Origin of the sequence: Natronorubrum sediminis, assembly GCF_900108095.1 — an archaeon.
Classification (GTDB): Archaea; Halobacteriota; Halobacteria; order Halobacteriales; family Natrialbaceae; genus Natronorubrum; species Natronorubrum sediminis.
The window spans coordinates 697,941-718,676 of the sequence record NZ_FNWL01000001.1 but is presented as its reverse complement, the minus strand read 5'-3'; the positions used below and the strand labels follow the sequence as shown (position 1 = coordinate 718,676).

Here is a 20,736-nt window from a genome sequence, read left to right as displayed (position 1 = left end):
AGCACGTCTGATTTTAGTTCGAATCCCGCCGCGCCTGTCCGCGACGAACGGACGTGAGAAGCGGACGGGCACGGATTCGAATCAGAGAGTGAAGCGTAGCGAAACGACCGTGGTTCGAATCCCGCCGCGCCTGTCCGCCACGCCCGCGAACCGACGTTCGTCTCTCTTGTCCGTACACCTCTCAATCCACGGGAACGGGGAGTCGCTCCCTCGAGTACCCCTACTCGAGCAACGAGCCGACGTCTTCCGAGCGGTCGGTGGCACGATTAGCTAGATACCCCGCTCGTGGTGAATGGGGCTACTCCACGTTGGAACGCCACGCGTTGGTGTGAGTGGTATCACTGAAAACGTTCTACAACGTGTCCGTTGAGAAAATGTCGTCTGTGAACGGTTACGAGTTTGTGTTCTCGCTACCGCGTCGCTCTCACTCGTCGTGACCCAGCGTCGGTCGCAGTCACAGTGAAGGAGTCTATCCAAGTTCATCTATAGATATTATGATATGATCATAGAGGTTTGGTCGTGAGCACATATCATCCCATCCCTGTTATATCTCACAGAACGCGACGGTTACGGACTTACAGAAATCGAGAATACAGAAACTCGGGGCCGTCTGTGTGATTATCAGATATGGTACTGTGTGGATGAATCTTTTGAAGGGTGAGAGTTTGGATGAAGCTAATGGCTATTGACGACGCCGACCAATCGGATTCTGGGGACTTTTCTGAGAGAGAGGAATCCGATCTCGAGTCGGGTGCTGATGCAGACGCGAATCCCAGTGCTCGCGTCGGCGAGTACACGTGGGAGGACTTCATGATCGAACACGGGTACGGAACCGAGGTATCGACGCTATACCCCGACGAACCCACGGGTGACGAGCAACTCGGACTCGACACCGACGAATCGCAGACGGTTCCGACCGGCGCGGACTGGGATCGCGTCGACTTCGACCCCACAGCGTATCTCGGAATCCACCCGGACGACCTCCGCTCGGAGACGATGCCCGTCGCCGGCGACAATGCTGACGTCCTGCAGGACATTTTTCTCGAGTACGTCGACCCGGAGACGACGCCGGTCACCAAAGACGTCTGGACGTGGGAACACTACAAGTGGGAGTACTACTACGACGACGACGGCTCCCGCCCGCGCGACGGCGACGGCGAGATTATCCGTCACGACAAAGAGGAGGCACTCGGCTTCGACCCCGAGACGCTCGAGCAGCGGTTGTTCGCCGGCGACGAAGCCGCGATGGAACTCGACGAACTCGTCGAGGAACGAACGGTCAACATCCAAGACGAAATCGACGAAGACGACTTCTTCTCGAGCGTCGACGGGAACACGACTGTTTCGAATCGGTACGACCTCGAGAAGGCCGTCCCGATGGACAAGAAGACCCACTTCCGGGAGGTCGAACGCTACTGGGTCAACAAACCCTACGCTTACGTCGTCATCTTCCACTCCGAGAAGGAAAACGAGAAGAAATACTACATGGTCGAGCCGTATCTGAACGAGATCGAGTTGGAACTACAGGAGTTCCTCTCGGGTAAACTCAGAACGGCAATCAAGTACTCTGACGACGGGATCAAAGAGAAAGCGACCGAAGACGGTCGCCGAGTCGTCATCGAAGACGAGGCGCGTCGCCTGTTGAAACGATACGACCTCTTCGAGAAGACGGGAGGTGGCACACAACAGAGCATTCTCGAGACGTTCCAGAGTTTGGGGGACCTACAGAGTCTCCAGAACATCCTCGACGACGAATCCAACAAATCCAACGAATCCAACGAATCCAACGAGTCCGACGAGTCCGACGAGGCCGACGAGGACGGTTCTGCCAAGGACGACACGGACGAAGCGGCGTCCGAAGGGGAACTGGAGCCGATGAGCGACCCCGAAACGACGCAACTCGAGGGTATCGAGGTTCGCCCCGAACCGGCGATTCTCGCTGACGATCCGGATACGCTCAATGAGTACCAAGTCGAGAAGTTACTCTACCAGCTCAAGCGAAACTTCATCGGATACGAGCGAATCGACGGCATCAAACACGACATCAACGTGGAGGACGTCTCGTGTGACGGGTACAACTCCCCCGTCTTCGTTTACCACTCCGAGTACGAACAGATCATTTCGAACATCTACCACGGCGACGACGAACTCGACGATTTCGTCGTCAAACTCGCCCAGCGTTCGGGCAAAGGGATCAGTAAACGGCTCCCACAGGTCGACGCAACATTGCCCGACGGCTCTCGTGCCCAGCTCACACTCGGCCAAGAAGTGTCGGATCACGGGACGAACTACACGATCCGCCAGTTCAAGGACGTGCCGTTCACCCCGATCGACCTCATCAACTGGAACACCTTCTCACTCGACGAAATGGCGTTCCTCTGGCTCGCCATCGAGAACCACAAGAGTCTGATCTTCGCCGGCGGGACGGCATCGGGGAAGACGACCTCCCTGAACGCCGTCTCGCTGTTCATTCCGAGCAGCGCGAAAATCGTCTCCATCGAGGACACCCGCGAGGTCGAGTTGCCACAGCGAAACTGGATCGCGAGCGTTACGCGGCCGTCGTTCTCCGACGACGAACAGGGTGACGTCGACGAGTTCGACTTGCTGGAAGCCGCGCTCCGACAGCGTCCCGACTACATCGTGATGGGTGAGATCCGTGGTGAGGAAGGACGGACGCTCTTCCAGGTCATGTCGACGGGCCACACCACCTACACTACCTTCCACGCGGACTCCGTCGACGAGGTCCTCAAACGGTTCACGACGGATCCGATCAACGTCTCGAAGACGATGTTCACCGCGCTGGATCTGGTTTCGATTCAGACCCAGACGCGGGTACAGGGCCGGAAGGTTCGCCGGAACAAATCGCTGACCGAGATCAACCACTACGAGGCCGAACACGACGAGATCAACGTCCAGGACGTCTACCAGTGGCAAGCGGAGACGGACGAGTACCTCAAGATGGGGGACTCGAACACCCTCGACGAGATCCAGTTCGATCGTGGGTGGAGCAACGAGAAACTTCAAGAAGAACTGTTCAAGCGTGAAGTTATCCTCGCATACCTCATCAAAAACGGTCTCAACACGTACGCGGAGGTAGCGGCGACCGCACAGGCGTTCATCAACGACCCCGATACGATTCTCACGCTCATCGCAAACGGACAACTCGAGGAGAGTCTCACCGACCTGCGAGAGATGGAGAGCGTCCTGATCGACGTCGATCAGGAGAAAGAAGAACTCGTTCCGCGACCGGATGCGAGCAGCGAGACGTACAACCTCTCGATGGACATCCTCGAGCGCGCCGAAGAGTCGCTGTTCGAAGAGTATCGCGGGAAAGTGCCAAGCGGTCTCGCGAGTGCACTCGGCAACATCGAGGACGAAGAACCAATCGACGTCGAACAGGGCGATGGTGACGCCTTCGACTTCGAGGAGAGTGCCGACGGTGCCGTCGACGAAAACGAGTGGGAACTCGACGACGGCTCGAGCGCGTTCGGTGTCGAGACAGCGGATGGCGAACGCGAACCGGCGTGGCTCAGCGATGACACTGGGTTCGAAATCGGCGCTTCCGGCGAAGTCGATACGACAGCCGACGCGTCAGCCTCCTCGAGTCGAGAGGACCAGAGCGATTCCAACCAACGACGGCGTACAGCCGATACACAGTCCGCAGAAACCGCTGTGGAGCAATCGTCAACGGGAGCAGGTGAATCAGCATCGACCCCAGCGGCGTCGACTCCAAACGAATCGGCGACGATATTCCCGTCGGACGATCCCGACGAAGATGATCTCGGCGGCCTTTTCGACGATATGGGAGAGACGATCGATCAACTCGAGTCGACCGATTCACCGGCCGAATCGAAGTCGCTCGAGGCCGAACCGTCGACGGACAATCTCGACACCGAGTCACTGTTTCCCGACGGAGATTTCGAGTCGATCTTCGACCCTGATGGGAACGACCCGTCGAAGAGTACCGACGCTGGCAGCAAAACGGACGACATCGAGACGGCCATTCGGGACGTGCAATCTGAAGACACGGCAGTCAACGAGTCACCATCGACGACGAGTGACTCGTCGACAACCGAATCGGACGAGTCGGAGAGCGACGACACCCAACCGGCCGATGCCGGCGAGCCAGATCCAGACGAAACTGAGAGCATCGACCCGCCAACGATTGAATTGGGTGATTCGAAGGTCGACGATACGGAGAGTGCGGACCCTCCAACGATCGAATTAGGTGATTCGAAGGTCGACGATACGGAGAGTGCGGACCCTCCAACGATCGAATTAGGTGATTCGGACGAGGAGGAGAACGAGAGTGTCGATCCACCGACGATCGAACTAGGTGACGCGTCGGATGATGACCAAGACGAGGCGACGGAAAACGACGAGGACGACCCGTCGTCTTCGCCTGAACCGATGGCTGGCGATCCCACAGAAGCCGCGTCGTCAGGCGAGACTAGTGACGACGAAGCGATACCCGCTGCACCGCCAGACTCGAGTGAAGAAGCCGATGTTGGGGAGGGAGAATCGACGACTGCTCTCGAAGATGGGGATGCTGACGATAACGGAACCAGCCAGTCAGAGGGGGACGTCGCCGAAGAGGACACTGGCGAGGATGCATCGCTTGAGGAGACAGCCAACGCCGCAGCTGTCGATACTGGGGGGAACGAGTCGCTCTTCGAAGACGAAACTGACTCGGTCTTCTCCGAGACCGACGAGACGCCAGACGACGACGATTCACTCTTCGACTCGACCGATCAGGTGCAGACGGACGATTCGATTTTCTCTCACGATAAGACGGTCGACGATGACGAGACGGCCGACGATGACGAGACGGTCGACGACAACGAGTCGGCCGCCGATGCCGACACGCCCGACCACGAGACGACTGACGGCGAGTCAACGCTAGACGACAGCGAGGAGACGAACTCATGAGCCTCCAAACCGGTGGCAACCGCGACTCGGGTAGTCTTTCGGGTGGCACCGATCTCCTCGGAGAAGCGTTCTATCCGCTCTACGAGCGCCTCTTCGACGAAGATAGCACGTTCGTCAAAGACGTCGAGACGAAACTCGCCCAGTCCCGGATGACCGATACGGTCGAGTTGTACCTGTCTCGCTCGCTCGGGATCGGATTCATCAGCGGCCTCGCGTTGTGGATCCTCGGACTCGTTCTCGGTTACGGACTCTTCGCGACCGGTCTCATTCAAATCGACGAGTTACTCGGTATTCCCGTGGGGAGCCAGACGGTGCTCAACCTCATCGAAACGCTTCGGATCCCCGCGCTCGTCTTCGTAACCGGTCTCGTCTTCGGGTCGATTGGGTTCGCACTCGGGTTCGGTTCGCTGGTCGCAATTCCGTACTCTCGAGCGTCCACTCGCAAGCGCGAGATCAACATGTTGCTGACCGACTCCGTCTCGTTCATGTACGCCCTGTCGGTCGGCGGACTCAACCAACTCGAGATCATCGAGGCGATGGCAGAAGCCGACGACACCTACGGAGAGGTCGCAAAAGAGTTCCAGAGCATCGTCAAGGAGACCGAGTACTTCGACGTCGACTATCGAACGGCGATCCGTACACAGGCACTCGAGACGCCGAGTGACGAACTCTCGCAGTTTCTGACGGACATGCTCTCGATCGTCAACAGCGGTGGTGATATGGAGAGCTTCCTCGAGGACAAGAAAGAAAAGCACCTGCGGACCTCCAAACAAGAACAGGAGATCACCCTCGAGACGCTCGAGTTGTTCGGCGAGATGTACATGACGCTGTCGCTGTTTCCGCTGTTGTTGATCATCATCATGGTCACGATGCAGATGATCCCGGATGCGAACGTCGAGGACTCGATGATCTTCATGACCGTCTACGGGCTGATCCCGATGACTGGAATTGGGTTTCTGGTAATGGTTTCGACGGTCAAACAGGACGAACCCGGTGATGGGTACCTCGAGATGGACGGCGGCAGTCAGCGTGTCGAGACTGCCCGAGATGATGGGCTGTTAGACCTTGGGCTCGTCGAGCAGTTCACAGGCGAACACAGCGTCTTCAGTCGCATCAAGAAACGCGAGGGGACCCACGAGACGAAGAAGATCCTCCAGCGGCCACACATCTTCTTCCGAGACAACCCGCTCTACACGCTCGGGTTGACGGCCCCCCTCACGCTGGTAATCGTCACCGGCGCGATGATGACCGGATCGGCACCGCTTTCCTGGCAGGGAATGCTCGACAACCCGATCTGGGGGACGTTCATCTACATCTACGCCCCGCTGTACATCATGGGGATTCCACTCGCCATCTTCCGTGAGTGGAACTTCCGTCACCGAAACTCGGTCATGAGCCAACTCTCGGAAGACCTTCGAAAACTCTCGAGTTCGAACGACACCGGATTGACCTTACTCGAGTCGCTCAAAGCGGTCTCCGATACGACGAGCGGGAAGTTAGCTCGCGAGTTCGAGATGATGCACACGAAAGTCAACTACGGAACGGGACTCAAACAGGCGCTCATCGAGTTCAACAACAAGTATCACATTCCGCGGTTGGCCCGGATTACGCGATTGATCACCGAGGCACAGGAAGCGTCGAATCAGATCTCCGACGTGCTTCGAACGGCAGCACAGGCGAGTGAGAATCAAGACGATATCGAACGTGAACGAAAGTCCCGAACTCGAATGCAGGTCGTGATCATCGTCATGACGTTCCTGACCGTCCTCGCCGTCATGGCGATTCTCCAGACGCAGTTCATCGAGACGATGGCCGGACTCGAGGGTGGCGAAGCCGATGCCGATGCCGATGCCGGCGGCGGCGGTGGCGACATGGAAGGCATGGACATGACCGAAGCGATCGACATCCAGATGCTGTCGTTGGTGTTCTTTCACGCCGTCACGCTGCAGGCGATCATGTCTGGATTCATCTGTGGATACATGCGAGACGCGGACCTGCTGAGCGGGATCAAGTACGCCGTATCGCTGGCAACGGTCGCACTGATCGCGTGGACGATGGTGGCCTAAGATGGGACGAGATCGAACAGGAACGGAACGGAATTGCTCGAGAACCCGCCGCCAGCGGACGGTCTCGATCTCGTTGCAAAATCGTGGGCAGACTACGCAGGATTTCGCCATCGGAATCGGCGTGTTCATCCTGGCCATCGCGTTCGTCTTCTCGTTCCTGCCGACGATCCTGACGCCGTTTGACTCCTCGGCCAGCGGCGGCCAGACGGCACAGGCAGATCGCATTGCGGATCATATCGTGAACGACTCGGGGGACGGTAACGAACTCGAGTGGGTCGAATTAGCGGATAAATACGATGATAAGAACCAATCGGAGTTCGCCGACGAATTCGGCCTACGCGAGAGCGACGGGATCGTCTACGACCGAGTCAACGTCACGATAGAAGACCTTGAGGGAGAGTATACGAGTGACCTTACAGTTGGGGACGACTACGACGACGAATCGGCCGCGAGTTCGTCTCGGATCGTCTCGGTTGATGATTCTGAAAATGATCCTGAGTGCGACACGTGTCGACTCGTCGTGAGGGTCTGGTAACATGAGACGGAAATCGAACGCCACTGAGCGCGGGCAGGCCTACACGCTCGAGGGATTCATCAGCGCGATGGTGGTCCTCGTCGCAATCTTACTCGCGTTGCAGTCGGTCGTCATCACCCCGACGACAGGCGGTGCAGCAGATCGGACGGTTCAGGCACAGATGCAACAGGAAGCACAGGACGCGCTGGTCGTTGCTGCGGAGGATACGGACAATAACTCGCTTTCGGAGATGGTGCGATACTGGGACGGAGACGGTGGTTTCGAGGGAACTGACGATAGCCTCGTCGATCCACACGGAAATAACGTGTACAGCCCGGGTAATTTCAGTAACGAGTCGGAACTCGGTGAGATTCTCTACGACAGATTCGACGAACGTGGGCAAAACTACAACGTCGAACTCCACTACAATAACGAGTCTGACGAAACAAAAAATAGGTCGCTAGTCTATCAAGGTTCTCCATCATCGAACGCTGTCTCAGCCAGTTACACCGTTTCACTGTACGATGATCAGCTGGTAACGGACAGTAGTGACTCGCTTTCTGAGGCATCGAACCCATCGATTCCAGATGCCGATTCCGATGACTCACTTTACAACGTCGTCGAAGTGCGGGTGATCGTATGGTAACCGAATCGACCGGCCGCGGACAGGTCATCCTCATCGGTGCCATTACGCTCGCGTTCATTATTCTCGGCATCGTCATCGTCTTCAACGGCGTCCTCTTCACGGAAACGATTTCGGCCGGCGACACGTCTCAGAGTGCAGCAACTGCGGATAAGATCGAACTCGAGGTGACGCATGGAGTTGCCTGTGCAGTGGAGCACGCTGGGGAAGATACCCCTGCAGATATCGAGGCGTTTGCTAATCAGTATCAGAATACGACGGCTGAATCCGGTTCGGGAGCAGTGAATATATCTCCCGAAAATGAAGACGGGTGGAATGTAGACTCTGGTGATAACTTGAGTGTGGTCATTAGTTACGATTCTACCGATCTCAGTTACGAACAGACTCGAAAAATTACCAACGAAGAGGTTCAAGACATCACCGATGAACAGTGTCCGGAGGAACAATGATTGGTCCGAATCACGAACGGGATCGCGGACTAACGGCCGCGTTGACGCACGTGCTGACGATCGGAATTACGACGATCCTCATCGCGATGTTGATGATGGGTGCGAGCGCGATGCTCGAGGCGGAAACCGAACGGTCGACGGAGACCTCACTCGAGACTGTCGGCGAGCGACTCGCCGGCGAAATCGACAATGTCGACCAGATCGCGTCAGAAGATGGTGATTCAGCGACGATCGTCGCTGATCATCCATCTAGCGTCTCGAATTCGCAGTACACAGTCGAGTTATACGACGACTGTGAAGTCACAGATGCGCCGCTCATCGACGATGGAGCATGTCTCGAGCTAGCAGCACACGAGGTGGACGTGACGGTTCACGTTCCAGTTTCGGCTGACAATATCGACGATAGCGATCGAGTCTCTGGCGGATCGATCGAGATTAGCACGAACAGCGATGGTCAGATTATGATTGAGGAGGGCGACCGATGATCGACCGTTCTCGAACGCAACGTCCGGACTCGAGTCCCACTAATACCGATCGAGGTGTGTCGGAAGTGCTCGGGTTCATCCTCGTCTTCTCGATTATCTTCCTCTCCGTCGGCTTGTTGTACACGGTGGGGTTCCAGGCGATGAACGACTATCAGGAGACCGAACAGCTCAACAACGCCGAACGAGCGATGGAGTCGCTGACCGATAACTTCAACGACGTTCTTCGATACGGGGGTGTCAACGACCGCTACGGTGAACTCACGATGCGTGAGGGGACTATTGCCGTCGATGAGGGTGGGACGACGGTGAACATAGAGGTCGGTGATAACGGGGAGTCGATTGAAGAACGAGACAACGATTTGTTTAATGCCTACGGAGAAGATGGCACAATCGACCTTGGAGAGTTCTCCTACACTGCACACGGTGACACCATCGCCTACGAAGGTGGAGGCCTCGTCCGAGCCGACGAAGACAGATCGGAGTGGAGCACAGATCTCAAGCAACCCCAAATTCGATGTGAGGAAGGATCAGCAGCATCGATTACACTCGCATCAGTCACTGCGGACGATCAATCGATCAACCCAAGCGACAGCACAGGGGTGACGATGACTGAAATCAATCGTGATACGAAGGTCTACGACAACGATGAAGTTACGGTCCAAGTCGAGGACGACACAGAATACGAAGCTGCGTGGGAAAGTATGGTTGGCTCCAACGGGTTCGACAACGAGGATAATTCACTCGAGGGAACATGCGAAGCCGACGGTGATATCGTCATCACGCTCGTCGAAGTCGGCTTCGAGTACTAAACGCGTCTCAAACTCTCTTCTAAGCGCTCACTCTCGAGTCCACTCGCCGCTCAACATCACCCGTAATCCTGCTCGCGAAACTAACTCCTCGATCCGTGTCGCCTGTGTTTCTTCGTCGCCGCTCGCCTCGAGGTACAGCCCGTTCGAAAGCTGGTGTGGGGTTTCCATCGGCGTGCCGTCGGGGTGGACCGCGTTTGCGTTCAACACGGCTCGATCGGCGTCGTCGTCTGGATGCCAGGGGACGGTAACGCCGGAGAGACCACGTTCGAAGAGGTACTCCGTGGTTCCGACGAGTGCCGTTTCGGGACTCGAGTGACCGATTGCTCCGATCGAACCCCGTTCGTTGAAGAAGCGAACGACGTACGACGACTCCTGACTGTCATCCTCGTTCCGGTCGGTGGAGGGGTGATCGTTTTCGCGATCGGCCGGATCGGATTCCGGACTCGAGTCCGTGTCCACGTCTTCGGGGGTTGACGCACTAGCTTCGTCTGTAGGCGTGTCGCCGATAACCGATCCCTCGGAGAACTCCATCAAGACGTCGCGCGAGATGTCCTCGTGTTCCGACTCGCCGCTCGTGTCGGCCGAAAACGAGGTGATAAGCTGGTCGAGAAACCGTTCCGTTGCAGCTTCGAACGCTGCTGTGTGGTCCATCGAGGTTCCCGTGATCGCTGTGAGTTCGTCGGAAAACGTCTCGAGAAGCGTCGCTCGCTCGATCGCAAGTCGTCTCGAGACGTGTTCGCGCGTGTCTGTCCCGAGACGTTCCTCGAGTTGGGCTCGCGTATAGTGCTCGAGCGCTGACTCGTAGGCCGTCAGTTCCGAACAATCACACACCAGTCGGTCGATTTCGGTAGTGCCAGCGAGAAGGAGCAGATCCCGACCGTTAGTATAGATCGTCCGGTCGATTCCCGTCCACGCCATCGTCTCGACGAGCGACGCGGCACGCGACTTCTCGAGTGTGTCGTCGAAGGATTCGGTCGCGACGAGCAACGCGGGGATGCCATCGATCGTACAGACGTACTCGAAATGGGTTCCGTCGACCGCTCTGTTCGTCCGACACGACGCTTCGTGGACGTCCCAACTGAGTGCCTCGAGGAGGGGTTCGACGAGCCAGGCCCTCGTTTCGCCGGTGGTCACAGGGGGCGTGGCGTCGACGACCGCTTGGGTCCGTTCGACGAACGACTCGAGGTCGAGTGCACTCATCGCAGACGACTATTCGCCCCATCGATATGTAAGCAACTGTGTGTTTCAGGAACTGGACGGCCGACGGGTTTCGCTGCCATCCGAAATCCGACGGAGTTAGGGGTTCGACTCCGGTTGCTCTCGAGCGAGCGTATTCGTCTCGAGTGGCTCGCGATGGTAGATTCGGAGGCGCGCGTCACGAACCGAAAATGCGGATTTGAGCGTCGGCGGAATGGTCTCCGCTTTCCCGATTACGAGGAAGCCATCCTGACGAAGCGAACGGGCAATCGTTCGCAACATCGGCTGTTTGTACTCGTTGTCGATGTAGATAAACAGGTTCCGACAGATAACGAGGTCGAATCCCGTTTTCGGTTCGTCGTTGATCAAATCGTGGCGCTCGAACGAGACGCTTCGTTTGATCGACTCGTCGATGCGATACGTTCGTCCGTCTCGCTCGACGTACGGACTGGCGTCGTCGAGAAACGAGAGTTGGTCGTCGAAATCGACCGTTCGAGACTCCTCGTAAACGCCGTTTCGAGCCGTTTCCAGTGCTGGTTCGCTGATATCTGTTCCGACGATTCGAAGCGACGATTCGTCGATTTGGGGGTCATCGTGGGCGAGCATCGCGACCGAGTAGGGTTCGCGGCCGTCCGCACAGGCGGCGCTCCAGACCCACACGGTTTCGTTGTTCGCACTCAGGCACCGCAGTACGTCCCGGATCCCGTCCCAGACGTCTGGATTGCGGAAAAAGCCGGTTACATTGATGCTCAGGGCCTCGAGCAGTGCTTCTTGTTCGTCGCGATTGTTTCGGAGGGTTTCGAAATACTCGGCGTAATTCGCACTCTGTGTTCGGCGCATTCGCGAGGAAACCCGTCGGTCGAGATAACTGTCGTTGTAGTGGCTGGTCGCGAACGATAACTCAGACTCGACGTACGAAAGGAGGGATTCGAACGCCTCGTCACTCACAGTTTCGTCACTCCGTTTTCGGCACGGTCGTCGGCCGTCCGGACGAGGAGCGTTCCCGTCTCGAGTTCGAACTCGACGGTCCGTCCGTACTCGCCCCCGACGTCTTCGGCGAGAATGGGGACGCCGAGTTTCTCGAGTTCCTCTTTCGCGGCGGTGACGTTTCGCTGACCGACGCCCTTGCCGAAGCTCTCGAACTCGAACATATCGCTGCCGCCGGCGATTTTTGCTTCGACAGTCGTGTAACTTGCACCTTGCTCGACCATCCGTCGGAGTAGTGCGCGGATTGCGGTGTCGGCGTACTTTCCTGGCTTTCGGTCGCTGTTTTCAGCGGCGTCGCCATCGGGCAACATCACGTGTGCTAACCCGCCAATTGCGGTGTCCGGATCGTACAACGCGACTGCGAGACACGAGCCAAGTCCGTACGATTTGAGCGTGTCGTCGCCGTCGCTGACGACCAGTTCGGAGATCCCGACCTGGACGGGTGTTGGCGCGCCCGGTTCTGTTCCATAGGTCTTCATGCGTTCTCGATATCCTGAAATTCAGCAGTCGTCGGCGTCTCTTCGATTCGATCGATATCCAGATCGTTCAGTGCTCGCTCGAGGTCGTCCTCGTCCGGAATCGCGTAGACGTCACAGTCGAACTCTCGCCCGTCGGCGACGACGACGGTGTCGAAGACGAACGCGAACTCCTGGTTCTCGCCTAACTGGATAATGACTGGATCGACGGCTGCAGCCCCCATATCGTGGATGAACTCGGGAGGGGAGTGGTCGATCGTCGTATCCAACACGTTGGCCCAGCCGTCGAGGAAGCCACTCGCCATGATGTTTCCGAGTTCTTTGATGGCGCTCGTGCCCATCTCGCCGAAGCCGTCTTCGTCGAGTTCCATCGGGACCATCGCATCGACGATCTCCTGTGCGGAGTCTTCGTCGAACAAGAAGAGGAGATAGCCACTAGGTAGTCCGTCAAATTCGAAGGCGACGCCCACCAGTTTCTCCTCGGCGACTTGCTCGGGAATGGCCTCGAGAGAGAGGAAGTTAAGCCGGCGAATTTCGATGCTCGTGTCGATGCCGGTCAGCGTCGTCGCCGTTTTCGCGATTTCTTCTGCGCCCTGTTCGGCCATCCGGTCGAAACCGTCGAGTTTGCCGTACTCGATCCCGCCGGTCGTCCGAAGCTGTGAGAGGAGGGCGGCCATCGATTCCCGTTTTGGGAACAGGTAGTGGCTGAAGCCGATTTCGCTGCCGACGGTTTCGATCTGGCTCTGGAAGAGCAACGCGAAGTCGTCCGCTGCTGGTGCATCGTCGATATCGTCGAAGAAGGGCTCCGCCGTTTCACCCTCGACGAATTCGGGCGTCGACACGTCGATAACCGTTTCCAAGACATCGGCCCAGCCGTCGATGAACCCGCTGTTCATGATGTTGCCGACCTCGGTCACGGCACTTTCGGTCATCTCGTCGAACTCGTCGTCGACGTTGATGTCGCCGTCCCGATTCGACTCCGCCATCAGCGTTTCGACGACGCGAAGCGCGTTCGCTCGTTCGAACACGACCATCGAGTAGCCGTCGATCGTTCCGGTGAGTTTGACGCGGACGGCGACTTTTTCTGTCGAGTCCTCGAAATCGCGACGAATCTCTCTACCGCGCATGAAATTCAGCTTCGTCACGCCCACTTTCGTCTCGACACCGGTCATGTGTGTCAGTCGACCCGCGGCGAGTCCGGCTCCTTCTCGGGCCATTTCATAAAAGGTCCCGAGCGCGTTAACGTCGAGTCTCATGCCGATTGCACTTCCATCGCGTTGACCATTTCGACGAACTCCTCGAGGTCGGGGAACGCGTAGATCTCCGCCTCGATCTGATAGCTCGGCACGGTCAGGTCTGAATCGAAGAACAACGCGAGGTCGTCGCTACCGAGCCCGGCAGTTCGCGTAACGATTTCTCCAGTCGGTGCGTAGACGAGTTGTGGAGCGGCGATATCGATCGCTCGGCCCAACACGTCGGCCCAGCCGTCGATGAAGCCACTCGACATCATCGTTCCCATCTCCTCGACGGCGCTGCGTGCCATCTTGCTCGAGACGTCCGACATGTCGTCGACGACGTCACGGAGCATGATCGCGGTGATCTTCTTCGCACTCTCTTCGGGGAAGAGAATGAGGATGTGCCCGTGTGGCGGGTCGAGTAATCGGACGCGAACGCCGATACGATTTCCGGGATCGACCTGAGATTTGATGTCATCGACGTCGACGAAGTTCGTCTTCGTCACCTCCATCTGGGCGTCCTCGCCCGTCAGCTTGCTCATGTTGTCGGCGACGCCGTTCGTCCCGACTTTCGCCATTTCGTTGATGAAACTCAGCTTTCGAATGTCGACTTGTAACGTCATGGGTTCCTCCGTCTGCTTGATTCGGTATTTGTCATCATAGGGTTGTCACGTCAAGGATGTTGACCACTTCTCCGCGTCCTCGGACTGTTGCCCCGCTGAGGCCGGGAAGACCGCTCATAAAGCCCTCGAAGGGCTTTACGACGACTTCCTGCTGGCCGTGGACGTGATCGCAGTGAATTGCGATCGGACGCACGTCCGTGCGGATCCGAACGACCATTCCGTGGTCGTCACCAGCCTGGTGTGGCGTCTCGAGGGTTTCGTCGAGTCGAACGACGTCGTACTCGTCGTTGCCATCGACCAGTACCGTCGCGTCGTCTCTCGTTTCCAGGCGCGTTGCCGGTTCGATATCGAGTACCGTCTCCGTCGGGATGCCGAACTCTTCGCCACCGCACTCGAGGAAGAGAATGTCGTCGATCGCGACCGAGACGGGGAGCGTCATCGTGACACTCGTTCCTGCACCCGGCTCGCTGTCGATATCGACGGTGCCGTCGAGGTCTTCGATCGTCCGCTCGACGACGTCCATCCCGACGCCGCGACCACTGACGTCGGTCACCTCTTCGGCCGTCGAGAGGCCAGCGTGGAAGATGAGTTCGTAGACGTCGTCGTCGGGCAACTCGCGTGCGTCTTCCTCGGAGAGCACGCCAGCCTCGACGGCTTCGTTCCGGAGGCGATCCGGATCGAGACCGCTTCCGTCGTCTTCGACGGTGATCGCCACGCGGTCGCGTTTGCGCTCTGCGTGGACTTCGACGGTTCCGTCCGCCGGTTTCTCCGCATCCTCACGCACGGTTGGTGGTTCGATTCCGTGATCGACGGCGTTTCGAACCAGGTGGATCAACGGGTCACCGATTCGGTCGAGGATACTCCGGTCGAGTTCGACGTCCTCACCGTTCATCTCGAACGTGACCTGTTTGTCCTGTTCGCGCGCAATGTCTCGAACGACCCGCGGCAGACGGTTCGTGACCGTCTGCAACGGCACGAGACGAACGTTCATCACCGTCTCCTGTAAGTCCGCCGTGAGGTCCTCGAGGTCGTCGAGTTCCGTCTCGAGCGACGCTTTCTCTTCGCCTTCGGAGACTGCGTGGCGAAGTCGGACGCGACTCGTCACCAGTCCTTCGACGAGCGTGAGCAGGGAGTCGATCTGTTCGACATCGACGCGAACGGACTGAATCTCGTCAGTTTCCGTTCCGACGTCCGATCTGTCCCCTGCGTCCGGAATCGTGAGATCTGGGACCTCGAACACGGGTTCCTCGACCCGCTCGACGACGGTCTCACCCGAATCCGTCGTAGACGAGTCACCAGCAGCGGGGTCCGGCGAAGACGTCGTCGACGCACCGTCGGTCGAACTCGAGGACGGTGCATCGAATCCGCTCGCACCTACCTCGAGGTCGTCGCCGAACTCATCGCTGAACGTGTCGTCGTCATCGAACGACGAAGACGCCTCGAACGGATCGTCTTCGAGGGAATCGTCGGCGAACGGATCATCGGCAAACGAATCGTCGTCGAACGAATCATCGTCGAAGGGGTCAGCCGTCCGCTCATCCTCGGCAAACGGATCGTCCTCGAGTGAGTCGTCAACGAAGGAATCGTCGCTGGCGGCTTTGTCGCCAAACGGATCGTCGCTGGCGGCTTCTTCGGCAAACGAATCGTCGCTGGCGGCTTTGTCGCCAAACGGATCGTCGCTGGCGGCTTCTTCGGCAAACGAATCGTCGCTGGCGTCGTCGTCCGATCCGCCGTCTCGGTCCTCGCTGAACGACACCACACTCGAGTCGTCGGTCGACGTTTCGGCTGTGGATTCTTCGTTGATCGATGACGTCGACGGCGAGTCGTCAGCCGTTTCGTCGCTCTCTGTGACTGTCTCGGCGCTCTCTGTGACTGTCTCGGCGCTTTCACCTGCATCGTCGGGGTCTTCAGCTACGTCGAACCCACTGTCGGACGGTGTTTCAGAATCGGGACTTGCGGTACTGGTTTCGACGACGTCGGCAGTTTCGGAGGAGTCGTCGATTGCGGCGTCTTCGTCGCCATCGTTGCCATCGTCGGCCACGTCTGTCGCGTCAGCCGTTGGCGCATCGGAGTCGGCTGTCACTACATCGGTGTCATCCGCCACGTTGGCCGACATCTCGTCGGTATCGTCCGCGACTCTATCGGTACCGTTCGTTCTCTCGCTTACAAATTCATCGGTCGATCCGGCTATCGAATCGCCGACTGGCTGCTCGTCGCCTTCTTCGCTGACCTCGTCAGTCTGCCCGTCGCTACATTTCTCAGCGGACTCAAACGGTAACTGTTCGCCGTCGTCGATCGGTTCAGTTTCACCGGATCCATCGTCGATTTCGGTCGTCGCCTCGCTCTCGAGTGCCTCGAAATCCGGTTCCGAGTCGTCCGATGGCGTCGGTGTTTCGTCCTTCTCATTGTCGGCCGCCTCGAGTGCCTCGTCAACGACTGGTTCGTCACGAACAGCGCCGTCCATCTCGAACAGTGTTGTATCGTCGGTGGCGGACGACGCAGACTCCTCGTCAGAGTGGTCACTCGAGTCCGACTCGAGCGGTGCGTCGGCCGTCGTTGCATCCGAATTGTCGAATGCTGGGGTCGATTCCGGGTCCGAGTCGGTATCGTCGCCGACAGCGGGCTGTTCGCCGTCATCGGTTTCAGCGGTCTCGAATGCGTATTCGTCCCCGTCCGACTCTTCGGTACCGACAGCTGTCTCTTCGACGCTCTCGTCAGTCTCCTCGAGATCGTCGGCCGCTCCTTCGCTGTCATCGATCGTTGCTTCTCTGTCGTCGGTCGCCGCTTCACCGTCGTCGAGTGTCTCTTCGTCAGTATTTCGCTGCTCGAGGCTGTCGACTGGCGTGACGATTCCGTCGGCCGTTCCCTCATCTTCGTCGGCCGGTTCGTCGAATGCTCGGTCCGGGGCATCGAACTCCTCGCCCGACGCAAACTGGCGCTCTTCGTCGGATTCCGAATCGGTTTCGTTGGCCGAATCGGCGGTCATCGAGTCGGACGCGGTGTCGAGTGAGTGCTCGTCGCCCTCGTCCGGCGAGAGATCACCGGAGACAGCATCTGCATTCTCGAGTTCGTCCGAGTGGTCTCCGGCAGGGGCAGTACCCGCTTGCTCGTCCGAGAACGGTGTCGCCGATTCGGACGGTGCCGGAGACACCGAGGGTTCGTCATTCGAGGAGTCGTCCTCGAGTGCCTCGAGTTCGTCGTCGATGACATCGGTGTCGCCGCTCGTCTCGTCGTCGACTGTCTCGCCGTTGACTGGCTCAGTCGTCTCGCCATCGTCACTACCGCCTTCTTCGATTGGCTCGTCCACCAGCACGTCGTCGACCGCATCCTCGAGTGCGTCCTCGGTGAGTTCGTCGTCACTCGTCCCGTCGAGGAATGTATCGTCCTCGGGGTCGACATCGTCACCGAGGAGTTCGTCCATGTCCACTTCGTCGTCGTTGTCGAACTCGTCGAACTCGAGTTCGCTGAGTTCGTCCTGCAACTCGTCGAAGCCGACCATCTCGACTTCGTCTTTGAGTTCGTTGAACACGCTGCTGGCGTCGTCGACGGACTCGTCTCCGTCGTCGTCTGGGGACGAGTCGGTGGCAGTCTCCGCTGTCTGTCGCTCGTCACCGTCGTCAGCAGCGGTGGCCGGTTGCTCCGTCTCCTCGAGTTCCTCGTCGTCGAGGAGTTCGTCGAACGAACCGGCCTCGCCCATTTCGTCGAAGGCATCGAGGCCGTCGTCGTCGACGTCCTCGACCATCTCGTCTAGGTTGTCGAACTCGTCGAACTCGTCGAGGAGTTCGTCGACCTCGAGATCTTGCGCTTCTTCCGACGACATTCCGGTACCGGGTTGGTCCGCTGGGGCTTGACCGTCCGCGTCGGCTGCCTGGCTCGACGCCACACGGTCGAATTGCTCGGTGACGTTGATGAGTTGGAACGTGTCGACCTCTTCGACCGGCTCGAGGCCGGACGTAATGGCGGCCTCGCCGACGGCACTGCCGAAGACGGCGTCGAACTGCCCGCCGTAGTTACCGGCTTCGATCTCCGCACGTGGCGGATCGGTGCCGATCAGATCGAACGCGTCGATCAGCGCCTTGACGACGAGAACGCCGTTGTTGACGTTCTCGCGTGCGGCGATATCGAGGCGAACGAAGTAGGCGTCGTGGTCGTCGTTTGCGGGTGGTTCGAACCGTTCGAGGACGGTTTCGATCTCCCTCGCGGAGGGAATCGCGAGCGCGCTCGATGTCGATTCGTCGTCGAGGGACGCACGGAGCCTGTCGATCGTCGCGGTAGGGTCCGTCTCGATTTCGCCGGTCGCAGCGACCTCGTCGATCATCGCCTCGAGTTCGTCGACGGCGTCGAAGACGACGTCCATCAGTTCGGACGTCACCTCGAGTTCGTTCCGCCGGACTGCATCGAGCAGATCTTCGATCGCGTGTGCGAGATCACTGCCTTCCTCGAGTCCCATCGCGCCGCAGTTGCCTTTGAGCGTGTGTGCGACGCGGAAGATGTTCTCCAGTGCGTCGTCGTTCGTCGGGTCGCGCTCTAAGGTGAGCAACGCGTTGTTCAGCTCCGTAATTCGTTCCTCGCTCTCTTGAACGAAGTCGGTTAGATAGTCACTCATCGGTCTCACCGTCCGTATCGAACGCGTCGACGATCGTCTCGACGAGTTCGGTCGCGGGTGCGATATCGTCGACGCACCCCGTTTGAATCGCCTGACAGGGGATGCCAAAGACCGGACTCGTCGCTTCGTCCTGTGCGATGGTGTGCCCGCCAGCTGTTTTGATCGCCTCGATGCCTGTCGCACCGTCCTGTCCCATGCCCGTCAACACGACGCCACAGAGTGGGTCGACAACGTGTTCGGCCGCCGACTCCATCGTCACGTCGATCGCCGGACGAACGCCGTGGATCCGCTCGCCGTCGTCCAATCCGAGTCGGAGACGGCCGCCGACGTTGTTCAGTACCTCGAGGTGGGAATCGCCCGGTGCGACCACCGCCTCGCCGGACCTGACCGACGCTCTATGGGTCGCTTCGCGGACGTCGTACTCGCTGAGCGCGTCCAATCGCTCGGCGAACCGTTCGGTAAACCCCGCTGGCATGTGCTGGACGACCAGCACTTTCGCCTCGAGGTCGACTGGAAGGCGCGCGAAGAGGCCTTCCACGATCTTCGGTCCGCCCGTCGAGGCGCCGATGACGACCGTCGGATCGTCTGCGTGCGGTCCCTCGAGTTCGGGCGGCGTTAGCGAACCGGCAGCGTCGTCACCGTCTTCGGGTCGCGATCCGGCGCTCGTCGCCCCTCCGAACCGCGGGCCTGCTGGTCGATTCGTCGCCGTTCCGACGCGCGTTTCGGTGCCGCCTGCTGCGTTCGTTCGTCCACCGGCGAGCGCCCGATCAGTCGTTGCCTCGACGTTCGCGTGATTCGAACGCGTCGCGTACGCGGACGCCGAAGCGCGCGCGAGAGCGATCGACGAGACGTTTGCGTCGGCTAGATCGTCGACCTTGTCGACGACGTCCTCGCTCAGGTGGGTCACGGTCCGCGAATCCGATCCGTCGGGTTTGTGTAGAAAATCGACGGCTCCTCGCTCGAGTGCGTCGAGCGTGGACTCAGTTCCTTCGTCGGTGTGGACGCTGAGCATGAGAATTAGCGTTGGATTCGTCGCCATAATTCGCTCGACGGCGTCGATACCGCCCATCTCGGGCATTTCGACGTCCATCGTGACGACGGCGGGATCGAATTCGGCGGCCGCTTCGATCGCTTCTGACCCATTCGTTGCGGTTTCGACGTCGTAGTCGGCATCCGTGAGTGCGTTGGCGATGACTGTCCGCATGAACTTCGAGTCGTCGACAACGAGTACTCGCGTCATGCCGTAGCGACGTCTGTGAGGGCCTTTCTGACGCTGGGTTCTTCGAACGGCTTCGTCACGTAGCCGTCCGCACCAGCTTTCACGGCGAGTTTCATTTTCTCACGCTGGCCGACACTCGTACACATGATGACGCGAGCGCTCGGGTCGATCTTTTTGATCGCCGCGGTCGCCTTGATGCCGTTACACTTGGGCATCACGATGTCCATCATGACGATGTCGGGTTCGTGTTCTTTGTACAGTTTCACTGCTTCTGCTCCGTTAGACGCTTCTCCGAGAATGCGGTATTCCTGTTCCAAAATTTGGCGCAGTAAATTCCGCATAAAATGAGAATCGTCCACGATGAGCACCCCTGTCGACATTCAGTAGTACACCAAACGCTGATAGAAATACGACTACCATAAATGCTGTCTCCCTATTATCAACTGTGATAAACATCGAATACGGAACGAAGACCCTGTTACAAACCCGACTCCGATT

At 58.5% G+C, this 20,736-nt stretch carries 15 protein-coding genes; 7 read left to right on the top strand and 8 right to left on the bottom strand.

Going from position 1 to position 20,736, the window contains the following annotated elements; translation table 11 throughout:
• Positions 1–678 precede the first annotated feature (678 nt).
• Genes BLW62_RS03505 through BLW62_RS03475 form a run of 7 tightly spaced genes read left to right on the top strand, consistent with a single transcriptional unit; the run spans position 679 to position 9,895 of the window.
• Entirely contained in the window at positions 679–4,929 is a 4,251-nt protein-coding gene (locus BLW62_RS03505) for an ATPase, T2SS/T4P/T4SS family (RefSeq protein WP_090505224.1), read from the top strand.
• Positions 4,926–6,995: a type II secretion system F family protein gene (locus tag BLW62_RS03500; RefSeq protein ID WP_090505222.1), complete on the top strand. Its 2,070-nt coding sequence runs from the start codon at positions 4,926–4,928 to the stop codon at positions 6,993–6,995. The genes BLW62_RS03505 and BLW62_RS03500 overlap by 4 nt, the downstream gene beginning before the upstream one ends.
• 1 nt (position 6,996) lies before the next feature.
• The gene (locus tag BLW62_RS03495) at positions 6,997–7,530 is read left to right on the top strand and encodes a DUF7287 family protein (RefSeq protein WP_090505219.1); all 534 of its coding nucleotides are present in this window, start codon (positions 6,997–6,999) and stop codon (positions 7,528–7,530) included.
• A gap of 1 nt (position 7,531) precedes the next feature.
• A complete protein-coding gene (locus BLW62_RS03490; RefSeq protein WP_090505216.1) occupies positions 7,532–8,155 on the top strand; it encodes a DUF7288 family protein in 624 nt (207 codons plus the stop codon).
• Entirely contained in the window at positions 8,149–8,601 is a 453-nt protein-coding gene (locus tag BLW62_RS03485; RefSeq protein ID WP_090505213.1) for a hypothetical protein, read from the top strand. Before BLW62_RS03490 ends, BLW62_RS03485 begins: the two co-directional genes overlap by 7 nt.
• A complete protein-coding gene (locus tag BLW62_RS03480; protein WP_090505210.1) occupies positions 8,598–9,086 on the top strand; it encodes a DUF7266 family protein in 489 nt (162 codons plus the stop codon). The genes BLW62_RS03485 and BLW62_RS03480 overlap by 4 nt, the downstream gene beginning before the upstream one ends.
• On the top strand, positions 9,083–9,895 hold the full coding sequence (locus BLW62_RS03475) for a DUF7289 family protein (protein ID WP_090505207.1): 813 nt from the start codon (positions 9,083–9,085) through the stop codon (positions 9,893–9,895). The genes BLW62_RS03480 and BLW62_RS03475 overlap by 4 nt, the downstream gene beginning before the upstream one ends.
• 27 nt (positions 9,896–9,922) lie before the next feature.
• Here BLW62_RS03475 and BLW62_RS03470 read toward each other — a convergent pair whose 3' ends face one another.
• The 8 genes from BLW62_RS03470 to cheY form a co-directional block, all read right to left on the bottom strand.
• Positions 9,923–11,095 carry a hypothetical protein gene (locus tag BLW62_RS03470; RefSeq protein ID WP_090505204.1) on the bottom strand — a complete coding sequence of 391 codons (1,173 nt, stop codon included), beginning with the start codon at positions 11,093–11,095 and terminating at the stop codon, positions 9,923–9,925.
• A 96-nt stretch (positions 11,096–11,191) separates the two neighbouring features.
• Complete coding sequence (locus tag BLW62_RS03465) at positions 11,192–12,040, bottom strand: CheR family methyltransferase (protein WP_090505201.1); 849 nt, start codon at positions 12,038–12,040, stop codon at positions 11,192–11,194.
• Positions 12,037–12,558, bottom strand: coding sequence for a chemotaxis protein CheD (locus tag BLW62_RS03460; protein ID WP_090505199.1), 522 nt, complete (start codon positions 12,556–12,558; stop codon positions 12,037–12,039). Before BLW62_RS03460 ends, BLW62_RS03465 begins: the two co-directional genes overlap by 4 nt.
• Positions 12,555–13,811, bottom strand: a complete 1,257-nt coding sequence (locus tag BLW62_RS03455; protein WP_090505196.1) for a chemotaxis protein CheC — start codon at positions 13,809–13,811, stop codon at positions 12,555–12,557. The genes BLW62_RS03460 and BLW62_RS03455 overlap by 4 nt, the downstream gene beginning before the upstream one ends.
• On the bottom strand, positions 13,808–14,413 hold the full coding sequence (locus tag BLW62_RS03450) for a chemotaxis protein CheC (RefSeq protein ID WP_090505193.1): 606 nt from the start codon (positions 14,411–14,413) through the stop codon (positions 13,808–13,810). Before BLW62_RS03450 ends, BLW62_RS03455 begins: the two co-directional genes overlap by 4 nt.
• Before the next feature lie 34 nt (positions 14,414–14,447).
• Positions 14,448–19,019, bottom strand: a complete 4,572-nt coding sequence (locus tag BLW62_RS03445; RefSeq protein WP_090505190.1) for a chemotaxis protein CheA — start codon at positions 19,017–19,019, stop codon at positions 14,448–14,450.
• Positions 19,012–20,259 carry a chemotaxis-specific protein-glutamate methyltransferase CheB gene (gene cheB / locus BLW62_RS03440; protein WP_090505186.1) on the bottom strand — a complete coding sequence of 416 codons (1,248 nt, stop codon included), beginning with the start codon at positions 20,257–20,259 and terminating at the stop codon, positions 19,012–19,014. The genes BLW62_RS03445 and cheB overlap by 8 nt, the downstream gene beginning before the upstream one ends.
• A complete protein-coding gene (gene cheY, locus BLW62_RS03435) occupies positions 20,256–20,618 on the bottom strand; it encodes a chemotaxis protein CheY (protein ID WP_076578947.1) in 363 nt (120 codons plus the stop codon). The genes cheB and cheY overlap by 4 nt, the downstream gene beginning before the upstream one ends.
• Positions 20,619–20,736: the final 118 nt, after the last annotated feature.